The following is a 20466-nucleotide window of genomic DNA, read 5'->3' as shown; positions in this document are numbered from 1 at the left end:
GATGAACTTCCACCGCCTAAACGCGTGGTGGACCGAGGTCCCGCGAGCCCGCACGCGCACATCCCACCTGGCAGCCCTCCGGCCCGCCGAGTAGAACTCGACGGGCCGGATTCGCCAACAGTGTCGAAGCCGTCCGCCGGGGCCCGCCATTTCGTTGTGGCGTCGCGTCAGCCGCGTTCCTCGTAACGCTCGACGAGCTCCAGGTACGCCTGGTCGTCCCGCAGCTGCGGGGGCACGTAGGCGCAGGTGTCACAGCAGGTCTTCACCCAGGGCATGACCCAGCCGTATTCGCTGTCCCAGGGCCACACGACGCGCTTGCGGCCGGGGGAGGGGCAGGTCTGGCAGGTGGAAGACGCCTCCCGTGTGGCCTGGTTGACGACCGCCCATACCTCGGGGCCCTGGGACCAGGGCGTGCCCTTCCAGCACAGGTCACCGAACTTCTCTTCCCAGGCCGGTGTGGGGTGGTCGGGCCAGACCTCGTCAAGCTCGCGCGCCGCCCGCCGGATGATGGGCGCCCACCCTGCGCCCCCCGCGCTGAACGGGCGGTGTCGGACGGCGGGCCGCTGAACGGCGGGCCGGGTCTCTGCACGCAGGGCGGTCGTGTACTTCTCGCCGGTCGCGGCCTGTCGCTGACGGGCCCTCTGCGCGGCGGTCGATGGGTTCTTCTTGGGCATCTCTGGCGCTCGCTCCTGGCGGTCCCCACGCTCCCGCCGGACGGAGAAATGCCGGGGGGAAGCGGCCCCCGCAGGGACCTTGGCCGGTCGATCACCTGGCGGCGTGGGCGCGGGTGTCGGCGGGCGGCGTACGCAGCTTGCCGGGCGAGAGCGTACCGCCTCCCGAGAGGCCCACCAGGTTCCCAGCCGGTAACTTCGCCGAACCTAACGATCAGGCTAGATAGGTTCGCTACGGTGCGTGCGTGAGCACTTTCACCGAGACACCAGCCGAGCGGATTGCCGGTGACCTCGCCCTGGCCATGCACCAGCAGCTCATCCGGCCCGGGGAACGGCTCCCGTCGCAGTCCAAGCTGATGACGTCGTACGGCGTCGCCATGGGCACCGCGTCCGCCGCGCTGGGCAAGCTCGCGGCCGCCGGCCTTATCCGGACCGTGCCCGGGTCCGGCACCTTCGCCGTCCGCCCGAACCCCTTCGAGCCGAACCCCGTGCTGGACGTCATGGCGGCCGCCTCCCTGTGCCGGACCCTCGCCGCGCACTCCTTCGGCCCGGGCTCCGCCCCGGTGCTGGAGATCGGCGGGGGCGAGGACGTCGACACCTCCGGGGACCGCGAGGGCCCGCTGACGCGCCTGGTCGACGTCTCCGCCCTGGAGGGCCTTGACCGGCACGTCCTGCGGTGGATGAGCGAGGCCCTGCTGTCCGCCGCGCGCCGCCTGGTCGCGTCCGGTCCGTGCGAGGGCGACGCGCACGTCATCGCGACCGCCCGGGCGCTCCTCCGCGACGGCGGCCGCCGCCCCGAGGACCAGCCCGCCATCGCCCAGCACGGCGGCCCGGCCCCGGCCGACGAGCACGTCGTGCTGCGCATCTGGCCCGAGCGCGCCGCCCCGGCCGACGCCGACCCGTACGGCCCGCCGTTCTAGTGCTGGATTCCTCATTCCCTGGGTATATGACCTGGTGGCGGGGTGGATCGGGTGCTCGGGGGCGGGTGCTGGACGGTGGTGTTACGGGCACGGACGAGCCGTGACGAGAACGAGCAACGACTGGTGCGTCGACTGTCGCGAGCGCGCAAAGCGCCGCGGGATCTGGTGCTGCGGGCACGGATGGTCGAGCTGAGCTGGGCCGGGCAGCGGGTGTCGGCCATCGCGGATGAGTTGAGGTGCAGTCCCAAGACGGTCCGCCGCTGGTTGCACCGCTTCAACCGCTTGGGCCTGGACGGGCTGGAGGATCTGGGTGGGCAGGGCCGCAAGCGGCGGATCACCGAGGCGGAACGCTCAAGAATCATCGGCCTGGTCAAGCAGTCGCCGCCGGGCCGGCTGACCGTGCAGGCGGGCGGAGAGCTGGCCGCGGCGGATGAGTCCGGGCCGCCGGAGTGGACCCTTGACGCACTGGCTGCCGAGGCCCGGCGGCTGGGTATCGAGATCGGCCGCAGTCAGGTCCGTCGGATCCTGCTGGCCGAGGGGGTGCGCTGGCGCCGCACCCGATCCTGGACCCGCTCAAGGGACGCGGACTTCGAGGGAAAGGACCAGGATCATCGAGCTCTACACCTGCCCGCCCGAGGGCGCGACGGTCGTCTGCGCCGACGAGCTCGGACCGGTGATCCCCCGCACGTTCCCGCCGGCGCCGGGCTGGTCGCCGGACGGCCACCGCACCAAGTCCGAGGTCGACTACGGGCGCGGTCCGGAGAAGACCTGGGTCTACGGCGCTTTGCGGGTGCGGGACGGACACGAGCTCACCATGACCGCCTCCTCCCGCAACAGTGCCTTCTACCAGCAGTTTCTTCAGAAGGTCGAGGCAGCCAACCCTGTCGGTGACATCTACGTCGTCACCGACAACCTGTCCTCGCACAACAGCCTGTCCACCCGGACCTGGCTTGAGGACCACCCCAGAATCCGGCACGTCTTCATCCCCGTCGGCGCCTGCTGGCTCAACCTCCAGGAAGGCTGGTGGCGCATCTTCCGCAAGGCCGCCCTCGCCGGCCAGTCCTTCGCCGGACCACCCGAGATCGAACAAGCCACCCGCCTCGCAACATCCCAGCTCAACGCCCGAGCCCGGCCCTGGATATGGGGAAGACCAGCACCACCAACTCGCCTCGTGCGACGCCGATATGTGTACGTCGTTTGAGGAATCCAGCACTAGTACTCCAGTCTGACTTTGCGATCTTGCCGTACCTGGCCGGGAACGGGTACGGCCACCGCGTGATCATCGGTTGGTGTGTGGACAAACGAAGATCGTGCGGTGGCCGCTGGCCATAGCGTAGACCCCACCCGCTGGCGGGCGATGTTCGACCAGGCCATGGCCCGGATCGCGGGACATTTCGGCCGAGTTGAACCCCGGGCGAGTGCCCGCTCCTATCTGCTCGGGCTGCTGTCGCGTGCCGAGCGGAAGAACTGCTGGCAGTTGGCCGAACAGGCCGGGCTGGCCCGGCCGGGGCCGATGCAGCGTCTGCTGCGCTACGCCCGTTGGGACGCCGACGCTGTCCGCGACGACATCCGCGCTTACGCCGTTGAACACCTCGGTGCCGACGGCGGTGCGCTGATCGTGGACGAAACCGGCTTCCTGAAGAAGGGCCGGGCCTCGGCGGGCGTTCAGCGCCAGTACACCGGCACCGCGGGCCGCATCGAGAACTCCCAGGTCGGAGTCTTCCTCGCCTATGCCACCAGCCGGGGGCGGACGCTGATCGACCGCAGGCTCTACCTGCCCGAGCACTCCTGGTGCGCTGACGCCGAGCGCCTCCACGCAGCGGGGGTACCCGACGAGGTGCAGTTCCAGACCAAACCCCGCCTGGCCTGGGAGATGATCGCCGTTGCGCTGGACGCCGGGGTGGAGGCACCGTGGGTGACCGGCGACGAAGCCTACGGGCAGGACCCGCAGCTTCGTGCCGCCCTGGAGGCACGCGGGACCGGCTACGTGATGGCCGTCGCCTGCTCGACGCGGGTGCAAATCAACCACGGCCGCACCACCATCCGCGCGGACACCGTCGCCGGCCGCCTGCCCGCCACCGCCTGGCAGCGGCACAGCGTTGGCAACGGCGCGAAGGGCCCGCGCTACTACGACTGGGCCTGGATCCACATCGGCACCGGCAGCCACCACCACCTGCTCATCCGCCGCAACCGCACTACCGGCGAACTCGCCTTCTACCTGTGCTGGTCACCCACCGAAGTGCCCCTGGCCGAACTGGTCCGTATTGCCGGTGTCCGCTGGAGCATCGAGGAGTGCTTCCAGGCCGCCAAGGGCCAGGTCGGACTCGACCACTACCAGGTCAGGCACTGGACCTCATGGCACCGGCACATCACCCTCGTCATGCTCGCCCTGGCCTTCCTGACCGCCCTCGCCGCCGACGCGGCCCCCGATCGGCCCGCCAGCACCCACCACCTTGCCCGCAGCCGTGATCCGATCACGCTGACCGTCCCGGAAATCCGCCACCTGCTCACCGCCGTCTTCAACTCACCGGCCGTGGCCGCGGCCAGGCTGCTGCAGTGGTCAAACTGGCGCAGGCGCCACCAGGCAACAGCCCGGCGCAGCCACTACCGACGACGGACCACCAGCAAACCCACCGGGTAGATCACGAAACCGCACTGGAGTACTAGACGAGGACTGGAAACCCAGGCCGGGTCCCTTCCCCTACTGGGGAAACCCGCCGAATCCCCATCACCCTCCACCGCCGAGCAGGTTCCGGCGGCTGATCGGACGCGTCATCGACCTGGTCGGAACAGCCTGCGTCATCGCCATCCCCATCTCCTACTTTCAGGGCTACGAGGAACTGGCCGGAGGTCTCATCGCGGCGGCGGCAGGACTGTTCACCCTGTCCTCGAAGATCAAACCCGACAACTGAACGCCGTCTTCGAAGCACTTCTCGGCCGTCCAGCCGACGAACTCGTCGGTGGTGACTGCTTGTGGCACGTCGGTGAGAATTGCAGATCGTCATCGACGCCAACAGCCTCCTGGTCGTGACCATCGGGCTCCCGCTGCTGAGGGCGGCCATCACAGAACGTGACCAACCAACGGATATGACATAGCTTCTCAGTAGGGTCGGGGACTGGCGCGGTGGCTTCCGCTCCGTTTCCAGCCCCCGCCGCTTCAAACCGTGCATGCAGTTCTCCCGCACACGGCTTTCCGACATCGTTCACCGACTGGCATGCGCTGCCGCCCTGCGTACGGTTCCGGTGAGGCGGTAGACCCCGAGCCGGGTGATCCATCCGTAGGTGAAACGGGTGGCCCAGTTGCGGCCCCGCAGTCCGTGTTTCCGGCTGGCGAGGATTGCCAGCCGCTCGTGGACGTAGCCGTCGACCGCGTTGAACTTCCGCCCGGAGTTCCCGTTGCGGAAATACGCACCCCAGCCCCGCAGCACGGGGTTGAGGTCAGCGACCACGGCGGACACCGGCCGTTCGGTCTTCGAGCGGGCGGTGGCCACGCGGACCTTGTCCCGCAGCACCCGCATCGCTCTGGCCGAGGGCCAGCGTTGCAGGTAGAACCTGCCTCGCCATTTCCACGATTCCACCTTCCGGTGATGGAAACCGAGGAAGTCGAAGCCCTGCCCACCTCGAGTGAGACAGGTAATGCCGGACTTCTCTGGGTGTAGCCGCATCCCGAGCCGTTCCAGCACTCTCGCCGCCAACTGCTGGGCCTGCTCGGCCCGTTGTCTGGTCGGCGACAGGACCACGAAGTCGTCGCAGTACCTCACCAGCACCCCCAGCCGGCGGCCCTCTTCCTGCCATACCTCGTCGAGGACGTGCAGGGCGATGTTGGCCAGCAGCGGGGAAATCGGTGAGCCCTGTGGGGTTCCCGCCCCGGTCGGGGAGGTCACCCCGCCCTCCAGGACTCCCATCCACAGCCAGGTCCGGATCAGCTTCAGCATCGGCCGGTCCACGACACGCCGGGCCACCTGGGCCATGAGCGCGTGGTGGTCGATCGTTCCGAAGCAGTCCCGGATGTCGGCCTCGAAGACCCATTCCCGCCGCTGGTCGCCGCGACGCGCACGGCTTCGCACGCGTCAATCGCGGACCGCTTGGGCCTAAATCCGTAGCTCGCCTCGGTGAACTGGGCCTCGAAGACCGGTTCCAGGACCAGCTTCGCGGCCGTCATCACCACCCGGTCCGCCACCGTGGGAATCGACAGCGGCCGGAACTCCCCCGGCCGCCCCGGTTTGGGAATCTGGACCCGCCGTAGCACCGACGGACGATACGTATACGTCCGCAGTCGCTCGGCCAAATCCCGGAGGAATGCATCCACCCCCGAGGCCGCCACCGCGTCGATGGTCACCCCGTCAGCGCCGGGGGCTCCTCGGTTCGCGCACACCCCGGCCCATGCCCGCCGAAGAACGTCCATGCGGTGGACATGGCTATATAGGGCATGAAACCGGCGTTCGGGTTCTTGCTTGGCGCAGTGGTAGAGCGTCCGCTGCAAGGCTCGGACCTTGTCCAAAGGACAACCGCCCGGTCTTGCGGTGCCTTCCTCCCGGCGGATGGATCTAGCCGAAACGGCACTCATCCGGGCCCCTCCCTGTTCGCGGATCGCATCGATGAAGCAGGGGCCCTTCGCTCCCAGCGGGTTGTGTTGTCCCGCCGATCGGCACTACTACGACCCCCTCCGACTGCCTCTCGACAGCCCGCCACTTCCCGGTTCCGCCGGTTATAGGCAGGCCACGCTTCCCACGCCGCATGCGCGGGGCCGAGGAGGCTCTCTCCAGTTCCCAGGACAACCGTCCGACCATTCCACGCCCCTTACGCCGGGAGGTTCTTCGGCGACCGCTCCAGGTCCAAGATCGCCTTCCATGGCCTTCGCCTTTCAAGCACAGGCTCGGCTCCTCCTTGGCCCGCCCGCGTGCGGGGGTTAAATGACGGCGCTGCAGGCTTCACTTCATGTTGCGGACTGGCCGGTTGCACACCCCCGAAGGGTGCTTGTCACTCCACTTCGACGCCACCCTTTCGAGCAACGCCGGGAGTCAGCTACCGGGGACCCTGGCGTCTCCCCGGACCGGACTTCCACCGGCTGGCTACCCTGAGCTTGTCGTCCGGTTACATCCTTCACATCCCTTCTGAGCTGCGATGACGTCCGGACTGCTGGACGTACACTTGAGTTTTAACCTCCGGGGCCCGTGCAGAGGAGGCTTTGGTAGCGCCCTGGCAGACTGCCCGCCATGGACACCGAAGCGTTCTGGCGCGTGCTCGATGCTGCTAAGGACAGTGACAAGCCGCTCGACGTCGCCGTCGCCGACCATCTGGCGGCCCTGCCCGCGGAAGAGATCCTCGCCTTCGAAAACCGCTTCTCCCGTCTGCGCGACGCGGTCTACCGCTGGGACGTATGGGCTGCCGCCTACCTCATCGGTGGGGGCTGCTCCGATGACCGGTTCAGCGACTTCACGGCGGGTCTGGTGGCGCTCGGACGCGAGTGGTATGAACGGGCGGCTGCCTGCCCGGACGCCCTCGCCGGGCATCCTGCCGTGCGTACCGCGGCAGCCTCCGGGGACCAGGACGTCATCTTCGATGAAGACTTCAACTTCGTATCGTCCAGCGCGTATGAGCGGCTGACCGGTGACACAGATGCCTTCTGGGAGGCCTGGAAGGCCTACACCGACGCTCGCGCCACGACCGAAGAGGAGGACAGCGAGGGCATGGGCGAGTCGTTCGACTTCGGCGATGCCCAGCAGATGCGCCGGCGTCTGCCTCAGCTGGCTGCGCTCCATCTCGGTTCTCGACCAGGCTGACTCACACAGGGACCCGCAGGTTCCGGAACCCCCACCGGACGGGCGCCGCGTCGGCCGGTGTCTCAGAACTCCAACCGACCCTGGTTCACGGCACGTCGAGCCGTCGATCATCAGGAGCAATGCGCCCACAACGAACGCCAGAGGCTGGTCTGAGGTTAAAACTCAAGCTCAACTCCCTGACGGCCCCAGGCCGTCGGCACCCCGCACGACTCGCGACGCGGGCCAACCCGGCGTATCGGCCGGAGCCGAGTCCCACCAACACGCAGCTAGGCCGTGTTTTAGAACGGGGCTTGTTGCCGCGCCTGATGCCGTGATGATCTCGGTGTGGGACGTGGGGATCTCTCGGATGAGCAGTGGGCAGTGCTGGAACCGCTGTTGCCCGTCGCGCAGGTCGGCAGGCCGTCAGCATGCCGGCGGAGGCTGATCGATGGGATCCGCTGGCGGGTGCGGACTGGTGCCCCATGGCGGGATTTGCCGGTGGAGTACGGGCCGTGGCAGACGGTCTTCGGGCTGTTCCGCCGCTGGCAACGCACCGGTGTCTGGGCAGCAGTGCTGAGCGGGCTGCAGGCCAGGGCCGATGCCGGCGGGCTGATCACGTGGGAGGTGAATGTCGACTCCACGATCTGCCGGGCTCACCAGCACGCGGCCGGCGCCCGCCGGGACGGGCAGACCCAGAAGGAGCCACCCGGCGGGATCGTCGCCGAGCCGGACGACCACGCACTCGGCCGGCCTCGAGGCGGCCTGACCACCAAGATCCATCTGGCCTGCGAACAAGGTCAACGGCCCTTGTCGTTGCTGGTCACGGCAGGGCAGCGGGGTGACAGCCCGCAGTTCGTGGCCGTGCTGGAAGGCATCCGTGTGCCCCGGCTCGGCGCGGGGCGACCGCGCAGACGGCCGCTGCGGGTCCGTGGTGACAAGGCGTACTCATCGCGCGCCAACCGCGCCTACTTACGCCGACGCGGGATCCGGGCCACCATCCCGGAACCGGCCGATCAGGCCGGCCACCGCAGACGCCGCGGCAGCAACGGCGGGCGACCGCCGGCCTTCGACCGCGAGGACTACAAGGCCCGGCACGCGGTCGAGTGCGGCATCAACCGGCTCAAGCGCAATCGGGCGGTGGCCACCCGGTTCGACAAGCTCGCCGTCCGCTTCGAGGCGCCATCCACATCGCCGCCATCAACGAATGGCTGTGACATGGCAGGGCTGTCCGCACCGCATGCCATCCTGGCGGCGGCACGCGGCAGCACGTCGGCACAAGGGAGACAGCGGACCAATGGCGGCTGAGTACTACTGCGCCGACAGCGAGAACGGCCACCACATCGACGACCCGTCCGAGGACGCCCTGTTCGACCTGATCAGCGAACTGAACGACGCGGACAACACGTTCGTCGTCATCCAGCCCGACCAGGACGACCCCGCCTGGTTTGCCTCCGTGGCCGTCCTCGACGAAGGCGGCTACGAGACCGTCCGCCGCGACACCACCCGCCGCGAACACGAGGTCACCACCGACACCAGCATCGGCCGGATCGCCAACGACCTCATCATCTGGCTGGCCGCCCGCGACTTCCCCGGACAGCCAACTCCACAGACCAGCCCGTTCTAAAACACGGCCTAGTGGCCGTTGATGACCAACGGCTCACTCGTCGCAAGCTGGCACTCTGCCCGATACCCAGGTGTACTCCTGGCCAGCACCGGGACCGCGAACAAATCCTCAGGTACAGGAGCTCTCACAGTTCGATGAGACCGCGGACAGTTGTCGTACCTGAGCGGACGACCCAGATCCCACTGCCCAGCGGGGTCTCTTCCGACTGAGCCTTGAAATCTCCGACATCCACGGACGGTGGCCACTGCGTTCCATGCTCTGACCAGCGCACCCCAACGAGGCCGACGGCGGTCAGCTCGGCAGTACTCAGATCGGCTTCGGTGAAGTCGTCCAGCAAGGCATGCACCGAGTTCCTATCGAGCACGGGTGGTTCCCGGTGGAGCACCAGCCCGATGACTCGGCAAACGTGGTTGGTACGAACGTCGATGATGGCGTTGGCAAGGTCGAGGGCACGGTCGAGGGTGGGGGCGCCGCTGAGGTTGAGGGCGCGGTCGAGGACACCGCCGAGGTCGCGGTCGACGGAGCGGGCGAGGTCAAGGGCGAGGTCAAGGGCGCGGGCGAACTCAAGGTCTCCGGCGCGGGCGAGGTCGAGGTCGAGGTCTCGGGTGAGGCCGAGGTCGCGGGCGCGGGCGCGGGCGCGATCGAGGTCTCGGGTGAGGTCGCTGTCGAGGCCGAGGTCTCGGGCGATGCGGCGGGCGCGGCCGAGGTCTCGGGCTAGGGCGTCTTCGAGATCGCCGTCGAGGCCGAGATCGCCGTCGAGGTCGAGGGCGATCTCGACGGCGAGGGAGTGGGCGAGGTCGCGGGCCAGGGCGCTGGCGAGGTCGCGGGCCAGGCCGAGGGCGAAGGCGAGGACGCGCTTGAGGTCGAGGTCGCGGGCGCGGCCGAGGTCACTCGCAAAGACGAGTTCGCTCTTGAGGGCCCCGCTTGCTCCTGCAACGTTGGGCTCGTTGCGCAGGTCCATGTGGACTGACGGACTGAGGGCCTGGAGGAGTTCCTCAGTGGCGGTGTGGTCTTGCGGCGTCTCATATGTGGCGGGCGGGCTGGTCGGCACCGACTCAAGAGGGGCGGGCAGGACGGCGTGCAAGGCCGGCTTCGACGTCGAGGATCGCGTCAAGGCCGTCCAGGGAGCTGTCGTGGCGGGACGGGAACAGGATTTCACGCAGGCCAGCTTCAGTATCGAGAACGTCGTCCAGCGCATCGGCCAGGGTGCTCTGGTGGTGGCGGAGCCAGTGCTCCACAGCCTGATCGCGAGGATCGTGGTCGGGGTAGCGGATCACTGTTCCTCCTCCCGTGCCTTGAGGTAGGCGGCCGCTACGCGGCGGGCCTTTCTGAGGTTCGCACGTACGTTGTCGACTGGCAGGCCGAGGTGCTCGGCGATATCAGAAGGCGTGAAGCCGGCCAGTGTCCATGCCAAGACCTGGCGCTGCCGGGGCGGCAGGCTGCGCAGCATGGGCAGCGCGTCGTGCCGGGTCTCCCACTCCCCGATGGCGTCCGGGCGGGCCAGTAACGACGTCGGTTCGGGAACCTCTTCGACGGGCTCTTTCTCGACGGCGGCGAACTTGCGCACCAGCTTGCGGGAGGCAACCTTGTACGCCCATGGCAGGGTGCACGCAGTTCGCTCCAGCGCCGGAACACGCTGGTCATCGTGTCCTGTGCGATGTCGGCGGCAACATGCACGGCGGCGCCCTGGTTGATGAGGAAAGCCACCAGAGGGCGGATGGTGCTGCGATAGAAGGCGGAGAACTCCTCAACGGCTTCGTCCCGTGCACGGTGGCGTTCCTCGGACAGGCCGAGGCGTGTGACGGGTTCGGCTACCGGGCTGTCCCCGCCGTCTGCCCGGTCGTCCTCGCTCACGCTGCCTCATTCTCCCCGCAAGACGCTGTACGGGTGGACTTCATTCGGAGCCGGTAGCCATCGCCGCGCTGCTCGTCAAGTTCCAGCCGGGCGCCGGAGGTTACGGCCCGGGTGACACCGACAAGGTACGGGTTCCGGGCCTCCTCACGACGTGTCCGCCACCGCAGCCGCAACCACAGCCCCAGTAGAGCACATGCCTTGGCAGTGACGACCGAGCCGATCGCGATGACGGCTGAAGCTGTATCCATCGGTTCCATCCCCTACTTCATAGCGCGGCAGACCGCTTCAAAACGGCCCTCATGAAGTAAGAGCCTGAGAGGACCTTGATCGTGAACTCACCGCGCCGGGACATGCCGACCGGTACCGCGGCGGCCCTTCCTGCGCATTAACTCCGGTGCCACCGCAGCCGCTTGCGAGCACGGACCACGCACCGGCTACGCGCACCAGGTGCCGCCCAAGGCGGGTTCAGACATAGGCTCTCAGCGGGCCTGGTTCAGTGCCCGGGTCAGTTCCCGGTTAGCCGCCCGCGCAGCATCGAGTTCCTCGGTCCGCTCATCGAGCTGGCCCCTTATGTCGGCCAGGTGTTGTTCGAGCAACGTGATGCGACGTTGAAGCTGGTCGATGTCGGCGGACGCGCCAAGGCCGGATTCCTTCCAGGCGGTTTCGCCAAGGCTCTCGGAGAGACGCTTCTCCAACTGTCGGACCCGGACTGTCAGTCGTTTGTTTCGCTCCAGCGCGTTGGTCAGGTCTGCCCGCAGCGAGGCCCGGCTGACGGCCGCGATCCGGCCTTCTTCTGGTGGGGCTGCTGCGGCGGCGTGGACGCGTTCGAGGAGGTCGCGGTGCCGGTAGAGGTAGGTGCGGTCTTCCGTGGCTGCGAGCTCGGCTGTGCACTCATCCAGCAGCGGCTCGAGCAGCACCTGCTCGGCGTCGCTGGTGTCGCAAGGGCAGCGGTGCCAGGTGCCGAAGCCCGTGCCCAGGCGAAGGACGTCGCTCTCCCCGCCTGGGCACCAGGAGCCCACGCCTCCTTCTGAGGCGGTAAGGCCGACATCTGGTTACGCTGCCGCCAGGATATCGACGGCGAAGACGAGGGTGGACCGGCCCGGGATGCCCTTTCGGGCCTGAGCGCCAAAGCCGGGGCCAGGTGGGACGACAAGCAGCACTCTGCTGCCCACTTTTGCGCCGACCAGGGCCCTGTCCCAGCCCTTGAGGACGTTACCGCGGCCGATCACGACCGTGATGGGGTGGTGCTGCGCCCAGGAGGAGTCGAAAAGCGCCGCCCGGTCCTTTCCGCGGTTGCCCTCCCATACCGCGCCGGAGTACTGGAGAACCACTGTCTGACCCGTCTTCACCTTCGGGCCGGGGCCGCTGACGAGCGTCCTGGAGACGAGACGCCTAGGCGCGGCGGCGTCGGGCACCGCGATCGCGGCGGGCGAACGGCTCACCTGAACCTCGGGCAGTTCGCCGGATACCGAGCTCTGCTCCCCGGAGACGATGGCGTCCGCGGCCAGGACCTTCACGACATCGACGACGAAGACGACGGTCTCGGTGGCCGAAACGCCCAGACCGGCATTGCCGGTCGTGCCGTAGGCGGCAGCCGGCGGGGCCACTACCAGCACTCGGCTACCGGCCCGCTGTCCCTGAACGGCGCGGTCCAACGCGGGTATCACCGCCCCCTCTCCCACCGGGAACACCTTGGGGGCGTCTTCCTTGCCGTAGGTGCCGGGCAGGGCGTTTCCGCTCTTCCAGGTTTTCGCCGTGTAGTCGACGACCACTACGTCGTCATTCCCTGCCTTGCGGCCACGCCCCGTCGCCAGAGGGGCGACGACGAACTTCCCGCTCGGCTTGGCCTTGGGAATGGTGATGGCGGCCTCGTGCCCGACAGTTCCGGAGACCGCAGGCAACACCGCGTCCGAATGCACGGCCGCCGGTATCGGAGGCCGGGACACCGACACTGTGGGGGCAGGCAGGGGACGGTGGCCACCGTTCGGAGGTGTCGGGGGATGTTCGCCACTGCAGCCGGTCAGCAGTACCGCGCTCATCAGCAACAGGGATGCAGGTCGCGCAATCATGAATTCCATATTCCATTCAGAGGTTGCACGGAGAGAACAGTCGTGAATTCGAGGGTGCCGGCTCTACCGGAACTCGCCCCGGAGCTACTGTGATCGCCGCGAGTCACGGGTGAGGAAGAGGCGCAGCGCCGCAAATGCCCATGCGCCGACGAGCAAGGCGCAGGAACTCTCGAGAAACGCGATATCCCGATCCCCGTCTTCCAGCAACTCCGTTACGTATATCGCCGCCTGAAAAGCGCCGATGACGAAGAGAACGATGGATCCGGAGGCAAGCCCGGAAGGTTTTTTCATGGGATTTTCTCCTGACATGCGGACTGCCCTTGGTTGGCACCCCTGGCCGGCGTCCGGGAGAGGGACCGCCGGCCAGGGGCTTCTTGCATCCCCTGTACTTGGCTGCGCAGCGCTCAGCCAATCAACAGTGGACGTGCGGGGTCAGCAGTAGTAGTAGACCGGGTATGAGTATTCGGCCCAGTAGTACGCCACCCACTTGACCGTTGCGAAGACCTTGAGGCACTTCTTCCTGTCTCTGGCCCGGTCGGCCCACCACACGATGAGGGCTGCGTAGAGGCCCAGGAGGGCGGCGACAAGCCCCGCATACACATTGATGAGGGCGATGATGCCCGCGATGAACCCGTACACCGTGAGAACGTAGGGGCCTTCGTCGGCGAGCTTGTTGGTGGCCCACCAGTTGAAGTAGACCCGTACGGACGATCCGACGTGCCACCCCGTGTCCCAGCCCCAGTAATCCCAGTAGGACCAGCTGTGGCCGACGATCTTTCCGAAGAACCGGTAGGAGGTACGCCACCGGCTCCACTTGCCGTCGAGGTCGACCCGGTTGATGGGGTCGGCGAGGGAGTAGTCGTAGGCGTTCGCGTTTCCTCCGGCGACCGGGTCGATCGAGAGGAAGCGCCCCAGAGCCGGATCGTAGAGCCGGGCGCCCATGAGTACTGCTCCGCTGGGAGTCTCGCTGGAGCGTTGAGCACCGCCGAGCCAGCCGTACGCGGTGGTGGGGCTGTCGGCCACGACGTTGCCGTACTCGTCCTGACGAAGGACAGTCGGGCTCTTGGCGGTGTCCAGCGGGAGCTGGAGGTTCACGTCGCCGTGGAGGTTGGTGAGTTGGAGGACGGTGTCGCCCGTGGCCGTGGTGATGGCCTGTAGTTGACCGTTTAGGCCTCGGACATTGCGGGCGATGGTTCCGCTGGTGTTGTCAGCCGTCCAGGACGGGCTGTCGCTGTCCGAGCCGTAGTGGTTGGTCTTGCTCCCGCTCTGGCTCCAGGTGGTGTCGGGGTTCTGGGTCTCTGTGGTCCAGGAGGCAAGACGGCCTGTGGCGTCCAGGTCCCAGGTCTGACGATTGGTGCCGAGAGTCTGCTGGCGGACCAGGTCGTTGGCGTAGTAACCGATGGTGGTGCCGTTCGCCTCGCTGGTGGTGCGGCCGAAGGCGTCATAGCTGACGCCGGTGGCGCTCAGCCGGTCGGCACTGTCGTAGGTACTGCTGGTGGTGGTGGCACCGGTGTCGGTGCAGGCTGCGCCGGGGGCGCTGGTGCTGGTCGCCAGACCGGTGCGGTTGGTGTTGTTGTCGAAGGTGTAGGCCCTGCGGGTGCAGGAGCCGTCCGCCGCGGTGTCGTCGGTGCGGGTCAGTCGGCCGACCTTGTCGTAGCTGTACCCCTGTTCTGTGGTGTCCCCGACGGTGCCGGTGTGAAGGACGACCTGACCGAGGACGGAGTAGTCCGCCTCGTCGGCGAGAAGAACGGCGCCGTCGCTGTCGCGGGTGTAGGTCCGTGAGGTGTCCGAGCCGATTTCGTCGTACCCGCTGCTGACGGTGTACCCGCCGGGCAGGTGCTCGGCGAGCGGTTCTCCATCAGCCCCGTAGGTGACGCTGAAGGTTCCGGCGACCGAGTCCGTCATGGACGTGGGCAGACCGCGCGGCTCTGCCGCGGAGTCGTAGGCGAAGGTTGTGGTGGACGGTGCCGAGTCGGTGAACTTGACCGGTCGGCCGAGTTGGTCGTACTGGGCGCTCTGGGTGTTGCCCGCGCCGTCGTTGTAGCTCAGCTGGCGGCCAAGCATGTCGAACACGGTGGTGATGGTCTTGCCGTTGGCCGACCTGGTGGCCACCTGGCCGTTGGTCGGGTCGAAGGTGGTGGTGGTGTCCGGCACTGCCGTGCCCGTGCCACCGGTGAAGGTGGTTCCGGTGATCCGGCCCGCTGCGTCGGTGGTGCTGGAGGTGGTGCGGGTAACGCCGTTGGCCGTCTCGATCACCGTGACTGCCTGACCGTACCCGTCGTACTGGAGGGTCTTGGTGGGCAGTTGGCCGGAGTTGGAGCCCCCGCCTGTGATGGCCCCGGCCGGACCGATGGAGCAGATCAGATCGGCCCACTCCGGCCGCCCATTGCAAGCGCCGGTGCCGCTCGCCGACCAGTACGTGGTCACCGTGGCTCCGGCGTCCGTGCCGTTCGACTTGGGCAGAGTGGTCTTGACCGCCCGGCCCTGGGTGTCGTAGGACGTGGTCTTGGTGATGTTCAGACCGCCAGCGTCTTCGATCGTGCTTACGGGCAGGCCCTTGACCCAATCGTAGGTTGTCTTGTTGGTGCGGGTGTCGCCATCGGACGGATAGCGGTCCAGCCGTACGCCCGTGGTGACCGTGGTCGGCACGTTGGAGATCTTCGCGGTGCCGTCGGTGGGACGGCCCTCGTCGTAGCTGGTCACGGTGTGCTGGCGAGCCGCGACTTCGCTGCCTGCCGCCTGGTCCGTGCCACCGGTGCCGGCATGGAGAGCCTCGACCAGGGTGACCAGGTGCAGCGGGCCCAACGCCTCCAACTCGCGCAGCCCGTCGGTGCTGTACACGTGGGTCGTGGACAGCGCCTGCGCGCGTTCCGCGGTCGTGACGCCGCTGATGCCCAGGCGGGTGAGCTCGGCCAGGCCGTCACCGCTCGTTGCCAGAGCCAGCTCGCGGTTGGCCGCAGTCAGCTCCCGCACCACGATCCCGAGGTGGTTGAACTCTGTAGTCGTGATGTGCCCACCCGGGGCAGCAGTGTTGACGTCGCGCCCGGAGGCGTCGGCGTAGCTGACGCTGGCGCGCTGGTACGACGTGGTGGTGAGGTCGCGGCCGTCGTGCGAGGCCGGGACCGCGTCCGGCGGGAAGATGGCCGTTGCATCGGTTGGCACATCCGTCTGACCCCAGGCCCCGACGTCCGCGGTGCCCATCGCATAGGGGGCCGTGCTGCCGCTGAGGGGCACGTCGTACACCAGGTTGACGGCGGCGGTTCCGCCGTCGGTCTGGGTCGCAGACCCTGGCACCAGCGTCGGGCGAGAGGCGGACAGGAGCATGCCACTGCCGGCAGTGGCGGCGTTTCCGGCGGTGCCATAAGTGAAGGTCCACGGCAGCTCGCCAGGAGGAGTGAGCCCGGTGACCCGGCCGGCACTGTCATAGCTGTACTGCGTCTTCAGCGTCGGGCTGATCTGCGGATTCCATGCCTCGCGCAGCCGTCCGCCGTCGTCGTAACGGTACGTCTCCACGGACTTGGCGGTCGACGCAGCCGCACCCGGCTCGGTCGACCACAAGCGGATCTCCTTCACCTGCCCGGCGAAGTCACCGAAGACCGTGGGAGTCGCAGTGGTGGTGGAGGCGTAGACGAACTCCAGCGCCCGGCATCCCTTGGTCGCCAGGTTGGTGGCGCATGTGCTGGAGGAGACCGCCGAGGTCGGCGCGATCACCGACTTCGGACGAGCCAGGGTCTGGTTGCCGGACACCACCTTCTCCGAGACGACCGTGACGGTGGAGTCGGACGTCGCCCGGTACGAGGTGGCGGCCTGCCAGGTGGTGACTGCCGGATCCACCTTCGCGAAGGTCGTGGTCGTACCGTCGTGGTCCTTGAGTGTGAAGGAGCCGCTCAGCGAACCCGTCAGGGTCAGGTCCTCCGACCCCGGCGCCGCCTGCCATCCGCCGCCGCTGGTGGCGGTGAAGCCGACACCGACCCCGCTGGAGTCGAGCAGTTCCACAGAGGTGGAAGACGTCTGGCGGACGCTGTTCCAGTCGGAGCCGGTCACGTCGGAGGTGATGCCTGAGATCCAGTCGGGGCCGAAGATCGCCGCCTCCCCCTCGATCCCCGTGTCACTGGTGGCCCGGCGGGACGAGGTGGTGCGCGTGGCGCTCAGTCCGAACGCCGAGGTGTCGGACTCGGTCAGGACGAAGTCTCCGGTAAGCGTGTTCACCTCGCCCGGGCCCACCTCCTGTGTGGGGGCGTCTCCCGCCTCTCGGTCGACGTTCACTGTGACCGACTGGGAGTAGCCGGTGGTAGTCCCGTCGGTGAAGGACGCCCGGATGCTGATGGGGCCGTCCTCTGCCAGGCTGGTGGTGATGTTCCAGGTCAGCGCCGCGGGCTGTCCGTTGGGGGCGGCCAGCGGCCAAGTGGAGACGGGAGAGCCGTCAGAGTTCTTCGTCACGTCGGCCAGCGGCACGGTGGTCCAGGTGTCGGTCTCGCCCCGCCGGTACTGGTAGGTCACGCCGGTGTAGGTGGTCTTGCCAGTGGCGGCCAGGGCCACCCTGCGCGCAGGCCGGTCGCCGTCGCCGGGGCTCAGCAGTGCGGCACCGTCCGCACCCACACCGAAGGAGTACTTGGTGTTGGTCGACGACACGTTGCCGCCCGAGTCGATGGTCTGGGCGTACAGCGTGTGCCAGCCGTCAGCGGGTGTGATGGAAATGTTCAGCGGGTCACCGCCGGTGCCGTCCACCGTGTCGTACACGCTCTGCGCCATGGCCGGATCGTCCAGGCCCCACTTGAAGCCCTGCCCGTCCGTCGACGTCGTGTCGAGAGTGCAGCTCACCGCGCCGGGCGCCTTCGCCGACCACGTGTCCTGCGGATACGAAGAACAGCTGATGCTCGGGGCCACCGGCAGCCCCGTGTTCAGCACGAACGTGGTGTACCCGGTCCAGGACCCGTAGTCGGTGGAGTCGTACCCCCGCACCCGGAACCGCAGATGCGAGCCCGCCGGGAAGGCGTTGGCCGACGGGACGGCCAGGGTGGCCGTGGAACCGGACGCCACACCCGCGCTGGTCGCGGTGTACGTGTAGGCGGTGTCGTTGTACGCCGGGTCCGGGGTCACCTCGAACTGAGCCTTGACCGTGCCGCCGTCCGCATCCGTCACCTTCGCCGACAGGGCCGGCGTCAGCGAGGTCACGTACCGCTTGCCGTTGTAGGCGTTCACGGTCGAGGGCGAGACCGCGGCACCGGTCGGGACGGCCGGGTAGGAGTTGTAGGTCACCACCAGCTTCGGCGCATACCCGGCGGTGGTGTAGTTGGCCGAGCGGAACCGGCGCCAGGTGGTGGAGTCGTTCTCGTTGGTGCTCGCCACTTGCAGACCGTAGTTGGCCGAGCCGTTGGCCCAGTCCTGCACCATGGCCTGCAGGTTCCAGTTCGACCAGGCTCCGGGGCAGGAGGTGTCGTAGCCCCAGTGCCCGCTGTTCGTCGCCTTGTTGGTCGTCGTGGTGGTGGGCTGGGCGCCCCAGGTGATGGACGTCGAGGACCACGACGAGGTGATCCGCTTGGCATCCGTGGTCGCGCCCGACGTCGAGCAGGTCGCCGAGTAGTAGTTGTACAGCGACATCGTCGCGGCGGTAATGTGCTTGCCGGTAAACTTTGACACGTCGAACTTCAGATACGAGCGCGCCGTGTCCGTGCCGCCGTCATACGTGCCCGACTTCAGCTCCTGTGAGGAGACCTGAGAGTCGGGGTAGTCCGGGTTCTGCACCCAGGTGTCGGTGGTGACCGCCAGCGTCGTGGTCGGGTCGACCGTCACCGGGTAGGTCGCCGTCGCAAGAAAGTCTTTGTCCGGGGTCAGGACGAGGGTCTGGGTGCCGTCCGACGCGGTCTCAATCTGCGTGGAGACCTGGTTTTGGTGGGCGGACTCGCCGGAGGCCGGGTCCTTGGAGGCGTCCCACATCATCGGCGCCGGGGCCTCGGCGACCAGGTCCCCGGCGCTGTTCTTCAGCAGCAGGTGCCCGGAGCTGGCCTGGGACAGCTTCAGCCCGTCCAGGTTCAGCGGAACCCGGTACGACACCGCGTCGCCGTCGGGCTGCTGGGCGAGCTTGATGTTCTCCGAGAAACCTTGCGCCAGCGCGGTAACCGACAGGGTCTGGCCGCTGCCCAGGTCGTAGGAGGCGGTGCTGTCCTTGACGGCCGGGGTGGGCAGCGTGTCCTGCCAGCCCAGCCCGAAGGACTCGTTGCCCTTGACCACCGAAGCCAGCCGCGTGTCGCCACCGTCGGAGATCGAGATGTCCGCGGGCGCCGCCGCAGGCGTCAGATCCGATCCGGTGTCGGACAGCGAGGTGTCGATGTCCTTCCACTGCCCGTCCTGCTTCACCCGCACCGGACCCGCGTACGCCTCCGTCTCCAGCTCCCCACTGGGCAGCGCGTACGTCGTCGAGTCCGCCGTCCGGTCCGACAACACCTCGATCTTTCGGTCCTGCAGACGAGCCATCAGCACCGCCGACGCCTCGTCCTGCGCCTCTGCGGGCCCTGACGTCTCGGCGGCGGAGCCCGTAGTGGCGGACTCTGACGCGGAAGTCGCCGCATCCGCGGCGAACGCCATCCCGGTGTCCTGCGACACCAGCGCGGTCTCGGCAGCCACCAGCATGACCACGCCGATTGCTATCTGTCGCAACCGCCGTGCCTGACGTTTCCGACTTGTTCTCGTTCTGCCATGGGCCACAGGTCTGTGACGCACGATCAGCTCCTTCCCTGATGCTCCGCAACGCGGAGCCAACAGAAACTGGCTGATCTTCGCGGGTGGCACACCGTGCCCTCACGACGGCCGCGGGACACTCACGCCCTAAACCCAGAAAATCATCAAGGTGATCAAAAATCCCCGCGCCACGCGTTTCCCCTGAGGGTCCCTATTGCGACGTTTCGTGCACTTCGAACCCAGCGTTACCCGATGCTCGTAGTCGCAGATGCGTTCCCTTACCCACCGCAAAATTTTCCAAGAAGTGAAAGAAGAGGCGATCAAATCGGTAAGAACTCGACAAGGACTCTGTCGGGTCACTTTGCGTACCCTGTCCGATGGAACGCTAAGGCTGGTTCAAGGCGCGGGTCAGCTCGCTGTTGGCGGCCCGAGCGGCTTCGAGTTCCTCCGTCCGTTCCTCGAGCTCTCCTCGTTTCTCGGCGACCTCCTGTTCCAACAGGGCAATGCGTCGTTGGAGGTGGTCGATATCCGCCGGGGCGCCGAGCCCGGACTCTCTCCATGCCTGCTCGCCGAACTGCATGGAAAGCCCCTTCTCCAACCGGCTTACTCGCGCGGCGAGACGGGTGTTCCGCTCCAGCGCGTTGGCCAGGTCGGCCTGCAAGGAGGCGCGGCTGACGGCAGCCAGCCGACCCTCCGCCACAGGCGTGCTGGCCGCGGCGTGAACGCGTTCGAGCAGGTCACGGTGGCGGTAGAGGAAGCTGCGGTCGACTCGGGCCGCGCGGGCCAGGGGCTGTGGAACTTCGCGTAACTCCCCAGCAGCAGCGTCAACTTCCCCTTCCCCACCCATACGTTCGAGTCGGATCGCCTCGTTGTGCATCGGGTCAGTGT

General features: G+C 67.7%; 16 protein-coding genes and 2 pseudogenes. 7 read left to right on the top strand and 11 right to left on the bottom strand.

Annotation, left to right across the window (positions count from 1 at the left end):
* Positions 1–167: 167 nt before the first annotated feature.
* Positions 168–674, bottom strand: a complete 507-nt coding sequence (locus CLM62_RS40970; RefSeq protein WP_095754951.1) for a hypothetical protein — start codon at positions 672–674, stop codon at positions 168–170.
* 242 nt (positions 675–916) lie between these two features.
* Between CLM62_RS40970 and CLM62_RS40965 the strand changes: the two genes are divergently transcribed.
* From CLM62_RS40965 to CLM62_RS40950, 4 genes and pseudogenes are all read left to right on the top strand, one after another.
* Entirely contained in the window at positions 917–1591 is a 675-nt protein-coding gene (locus CLM62_RS40965) for a GntR family transcriptional regulator (RefSeq protein ID WP_095754950.1), read from the top strand.
* A gap of 180 nt (positions 1592–1771) precedes the next feature.
* Positions 1772–2059, top strand: a pseudogene (locus CLM62_RS52410) (helix-turn-helix domain-containing protein); the annotation flags it as partial.
* A gap of 139 nt (positions 2060–2198) precedes the next feature.
* Positions 2199–2792, top strand: a complete 594-nt coding sequence (locus CLM62_RS40955; RefSeq protein WP_306457970.1) for an IS630 family transposase — start codon at positions 2199–2201, stop codon at positions 2790–2792.
* A gap of 171 nt (positions 2793–2963) precedes the next feature.
* The gene (locus CLM62_RS40950; RefSeq protein ID WP_095754960.1) at positions 2964–4232 is read left to right on the top strand and encodes an IS701 family transposase; all 1269 of its coding nucleotides are present in this window, start codon (positions 2964–2966) and stop codon (positions 4230–4232) included.
* A gap of 562 nt (positions 4233–4794) precedes the next feature.
* Here CLM62_RS40950 and CLM62_RS40945 read toward each other — a convergent pair.
* A complete protein-coding gene (locus tag CLM62_RS40945; RefSeq protein WP_095754948.1) occupies positions 4795–5658 on the bottom strand; it encodes a reverse transcriptase domain-containing protein in 864 nt (287 codons plus the stop codon).
* A gap of 44 nt (positions 5659–5702) precedes the next feature.
* A pseudogene (locus CLM62_RS53320) lies at positions 5703–5996 on the bottom strand (group II intron reverse transcriptase/maturase); the annotation flags it as partial.
* 811 nt (positions 5997–6807) lie between these two features.
* Here CLM62_RS53320 and CLM62_RS40935 point away from each other — a divergent pair.
* The 3 genes from CLM62_RS40935 (at position 6808) to CLM62_RS40925 (ending at position 8977) form a co-directional block, all read left to right on the top strand.
* The gene (locus tag CLM62_RS40935) at positions 6808–7374 is read left to right on the top strand and encodes a DUF4240 domain-containing protein (protein ID WP_095754946.1); all 567 of its coding nucleotides are present in this window, start codon (positions 6808–6810) and stop codon (positions 7372–7374) included.
* 324 nt (positions 7375–7698) lie between these two features.
* Positions 7699–8567, top strand: a protein-coding gene (locus CLM62_RS40930) for an IS5 family transposase (RefSeq protein ID WP_373559237.1) whose coding sequence is annotated in 2 segments (ribosomal slippage) — positions 7699–8527 and positions 8527–8567 — 870 coding nt in all. Because the reading frame shifts where the segments join, the coding sequence is not laid out codon by codon here.
* An 80-nt stretch (positions 8568–8647) separates the two neighbouring features.
* Positions 8648–8977, top strand: a complete 330-nt coding sequence (locus CLM62_RS40925) for a hypothetical protein (protein WP_095754945.1) — start codon at positions 8648–8650, stop codon at positions 8975–8977.
* A gap of 124 nt (positions 8978–9101) precedes the next feature.
* Here the strand turns inward: CLM62_RS40925 and CLM62_RS49575 are convergent, their stop codons facing one another.
* The 8 genes from CLM62_RS49575 to CLM62_RS52395 all read right to left on the bottom strand — a co-directional run bounded on the left by CLM62_RS49575 (position 9102) and on the right by CLM62_RS52395 (position 20455).
* A complete protein-coding gene (locus tag CLM62_RS49575) occupies positions 9102–9938 on the bottom strand; it encodes a hypothetical protein (RefSeq protein WP_143659241.1) in 837 nt (278 codons plus the stop codon).
* 94 nt (positions 9939–10032) lie between these two features.
* Positions 10033–10254 (bottom strand): hypothetical protein, encoded by a 222-nt coding sequence (locus CLM62_RS40915; protein ID WP_095754944.1) that lies wholly within the window; start codon positions 10252–10254, stop codon positions 10033–10035.
* A complete protein-coding gene (locus tag CLM62_RS52405; RefSeq protein WP_257004386.1) occupies positions 10251–10544 on the bottom strand; it encodes an RNA polymerase sigma factor in 294 nt (97 codons plus the stop codon). Before CLM62_RS52405 ends, CLM62_RS40915 begins: the two co-directional genes overlap by 4 nt.
* A 766-nt stretch (positions 10545–11310) precedes the next feature.
* Positions 11311–11850, bottom strand: coding sequence for a hypothetical protein (locus CLM62_RS52400; protein WP_257004385.1), 540 nt, complete (start codon positions 11848–11850; stop codon positions 11311–11313).
* A gap of 33 nt (positions 11851–11883) precedes the next feature.
* Positions 11884–12750, bottom strand: a complete 867-nt coding sequence (locus tag CLM62_RS40895; protein ID WP_179382442.1) for an FKBP-type peptidyl-prolyl cis-trans isomerase — start codon at positions 12748–12750, stop codon at positions 11884–11886.
* A gap of 234 nt (positions 12751–12984) precedes the next feature.
* The gene (locus CLM62_RS40890) at positions 12985–13191 is read right to left on the bottom strand and encodes a hypothetical protein (protein ID WP_095754942.1); all 207 of its coding nucleotides are present in this window, start codon (positions 13189–13191) and stop codon (positions 12985–12987) included.
* A gap of 141 nt (positions 13192–13332) precedes the next feature.
* The gene (locus CLM62_RS40885; protein WP_257004384.1) at positions 13333–19557 is read right to left on the bottom strand and encodes a DNRLRE domain-containing protein; all 6225 of its coding nucleotides are present in this window, start codon (positions 19555–19557) and stop codon (positions 13333–13335) included.
* Between the two features lie 406 nt (positions 19558–19963).
* Positions 19964–20455 (bottom strand): hypothetical protein, encoded by a 492-nt coding sequence (locus CLM62_RS52395; RefSeq protein ID WP_143659240.1) that lies wholly within the window; start codon positions 20453–20455, stop codon positions 19964–19966.
* Positions 20456–20466 lie beyond the last annotated feature (11 nt).

It is taken from the genome of Streptomyces sp. SA15, from assembly GCF_002291145.1.
In the GTDB taxonomy this organism is placed as follows: domain Bacteria; phylum Actinomycetota; class Actinomycetes; order Streptomycetales; family Streptomycetaceae; genus Streptomyces.
This window is presented reverse-complemented; position numbering and strand designations above follow the sequence as displayed.

Bases quoted from the DNA above. Each gene is read 5' to 3' on its own strand.
- CLM62_RS40935 (WP_095754946.1), top strand. From the start codon at position 6,808: ATGGACACCGAAGCGTTCTGGCGCGTGCTCGATGCTGCTAAGGACAGT.
- CLM62_RS52395 (WP_143659240.1), bottom strand. From the start codon at position 20,455: ATGCACAACGAGGCGATCCGACTCGAACGTATGGGTGGGGAAGGGGAA.
- CLM62_RS49575 (WP_143659241.1), bottom strand. From the start codon at position 9,938: ATGGACCTGCGCAACGAGCCCAACGTTGCAGGAGCAAGCGGGGCCCTC.
- CLM62_RS40970 (WP_095754951.1), bottom strand. From the start codon at position 674: ATGCCCAAGAAGAACCCATCGACCGCCGCGCAGAGGGCCCGTCAGCGA.
- CLM62_RS40925 (WP_095754945.1), top strand. From the start codon at position 8,648: ATGGCGGCTGAGTACTACTGCGCCGACAGCGAGAACGGCCACCACATC.
- CLM62_RS40890 (WP_095754942.1), bottom strand. From the start codon at position 13,191: ATGAAAAAACCTTCCGGGCTTGCCTCCGGATCCATCGTTCTCTTCGTC.
- CLM62_RS40950 (WP_095754960.1), top strand. From the start codon at position 2,964: ATGGCCCGGATCGCGGGACATTTCGGCCGAGTTGAACCCCGGGCGAGT.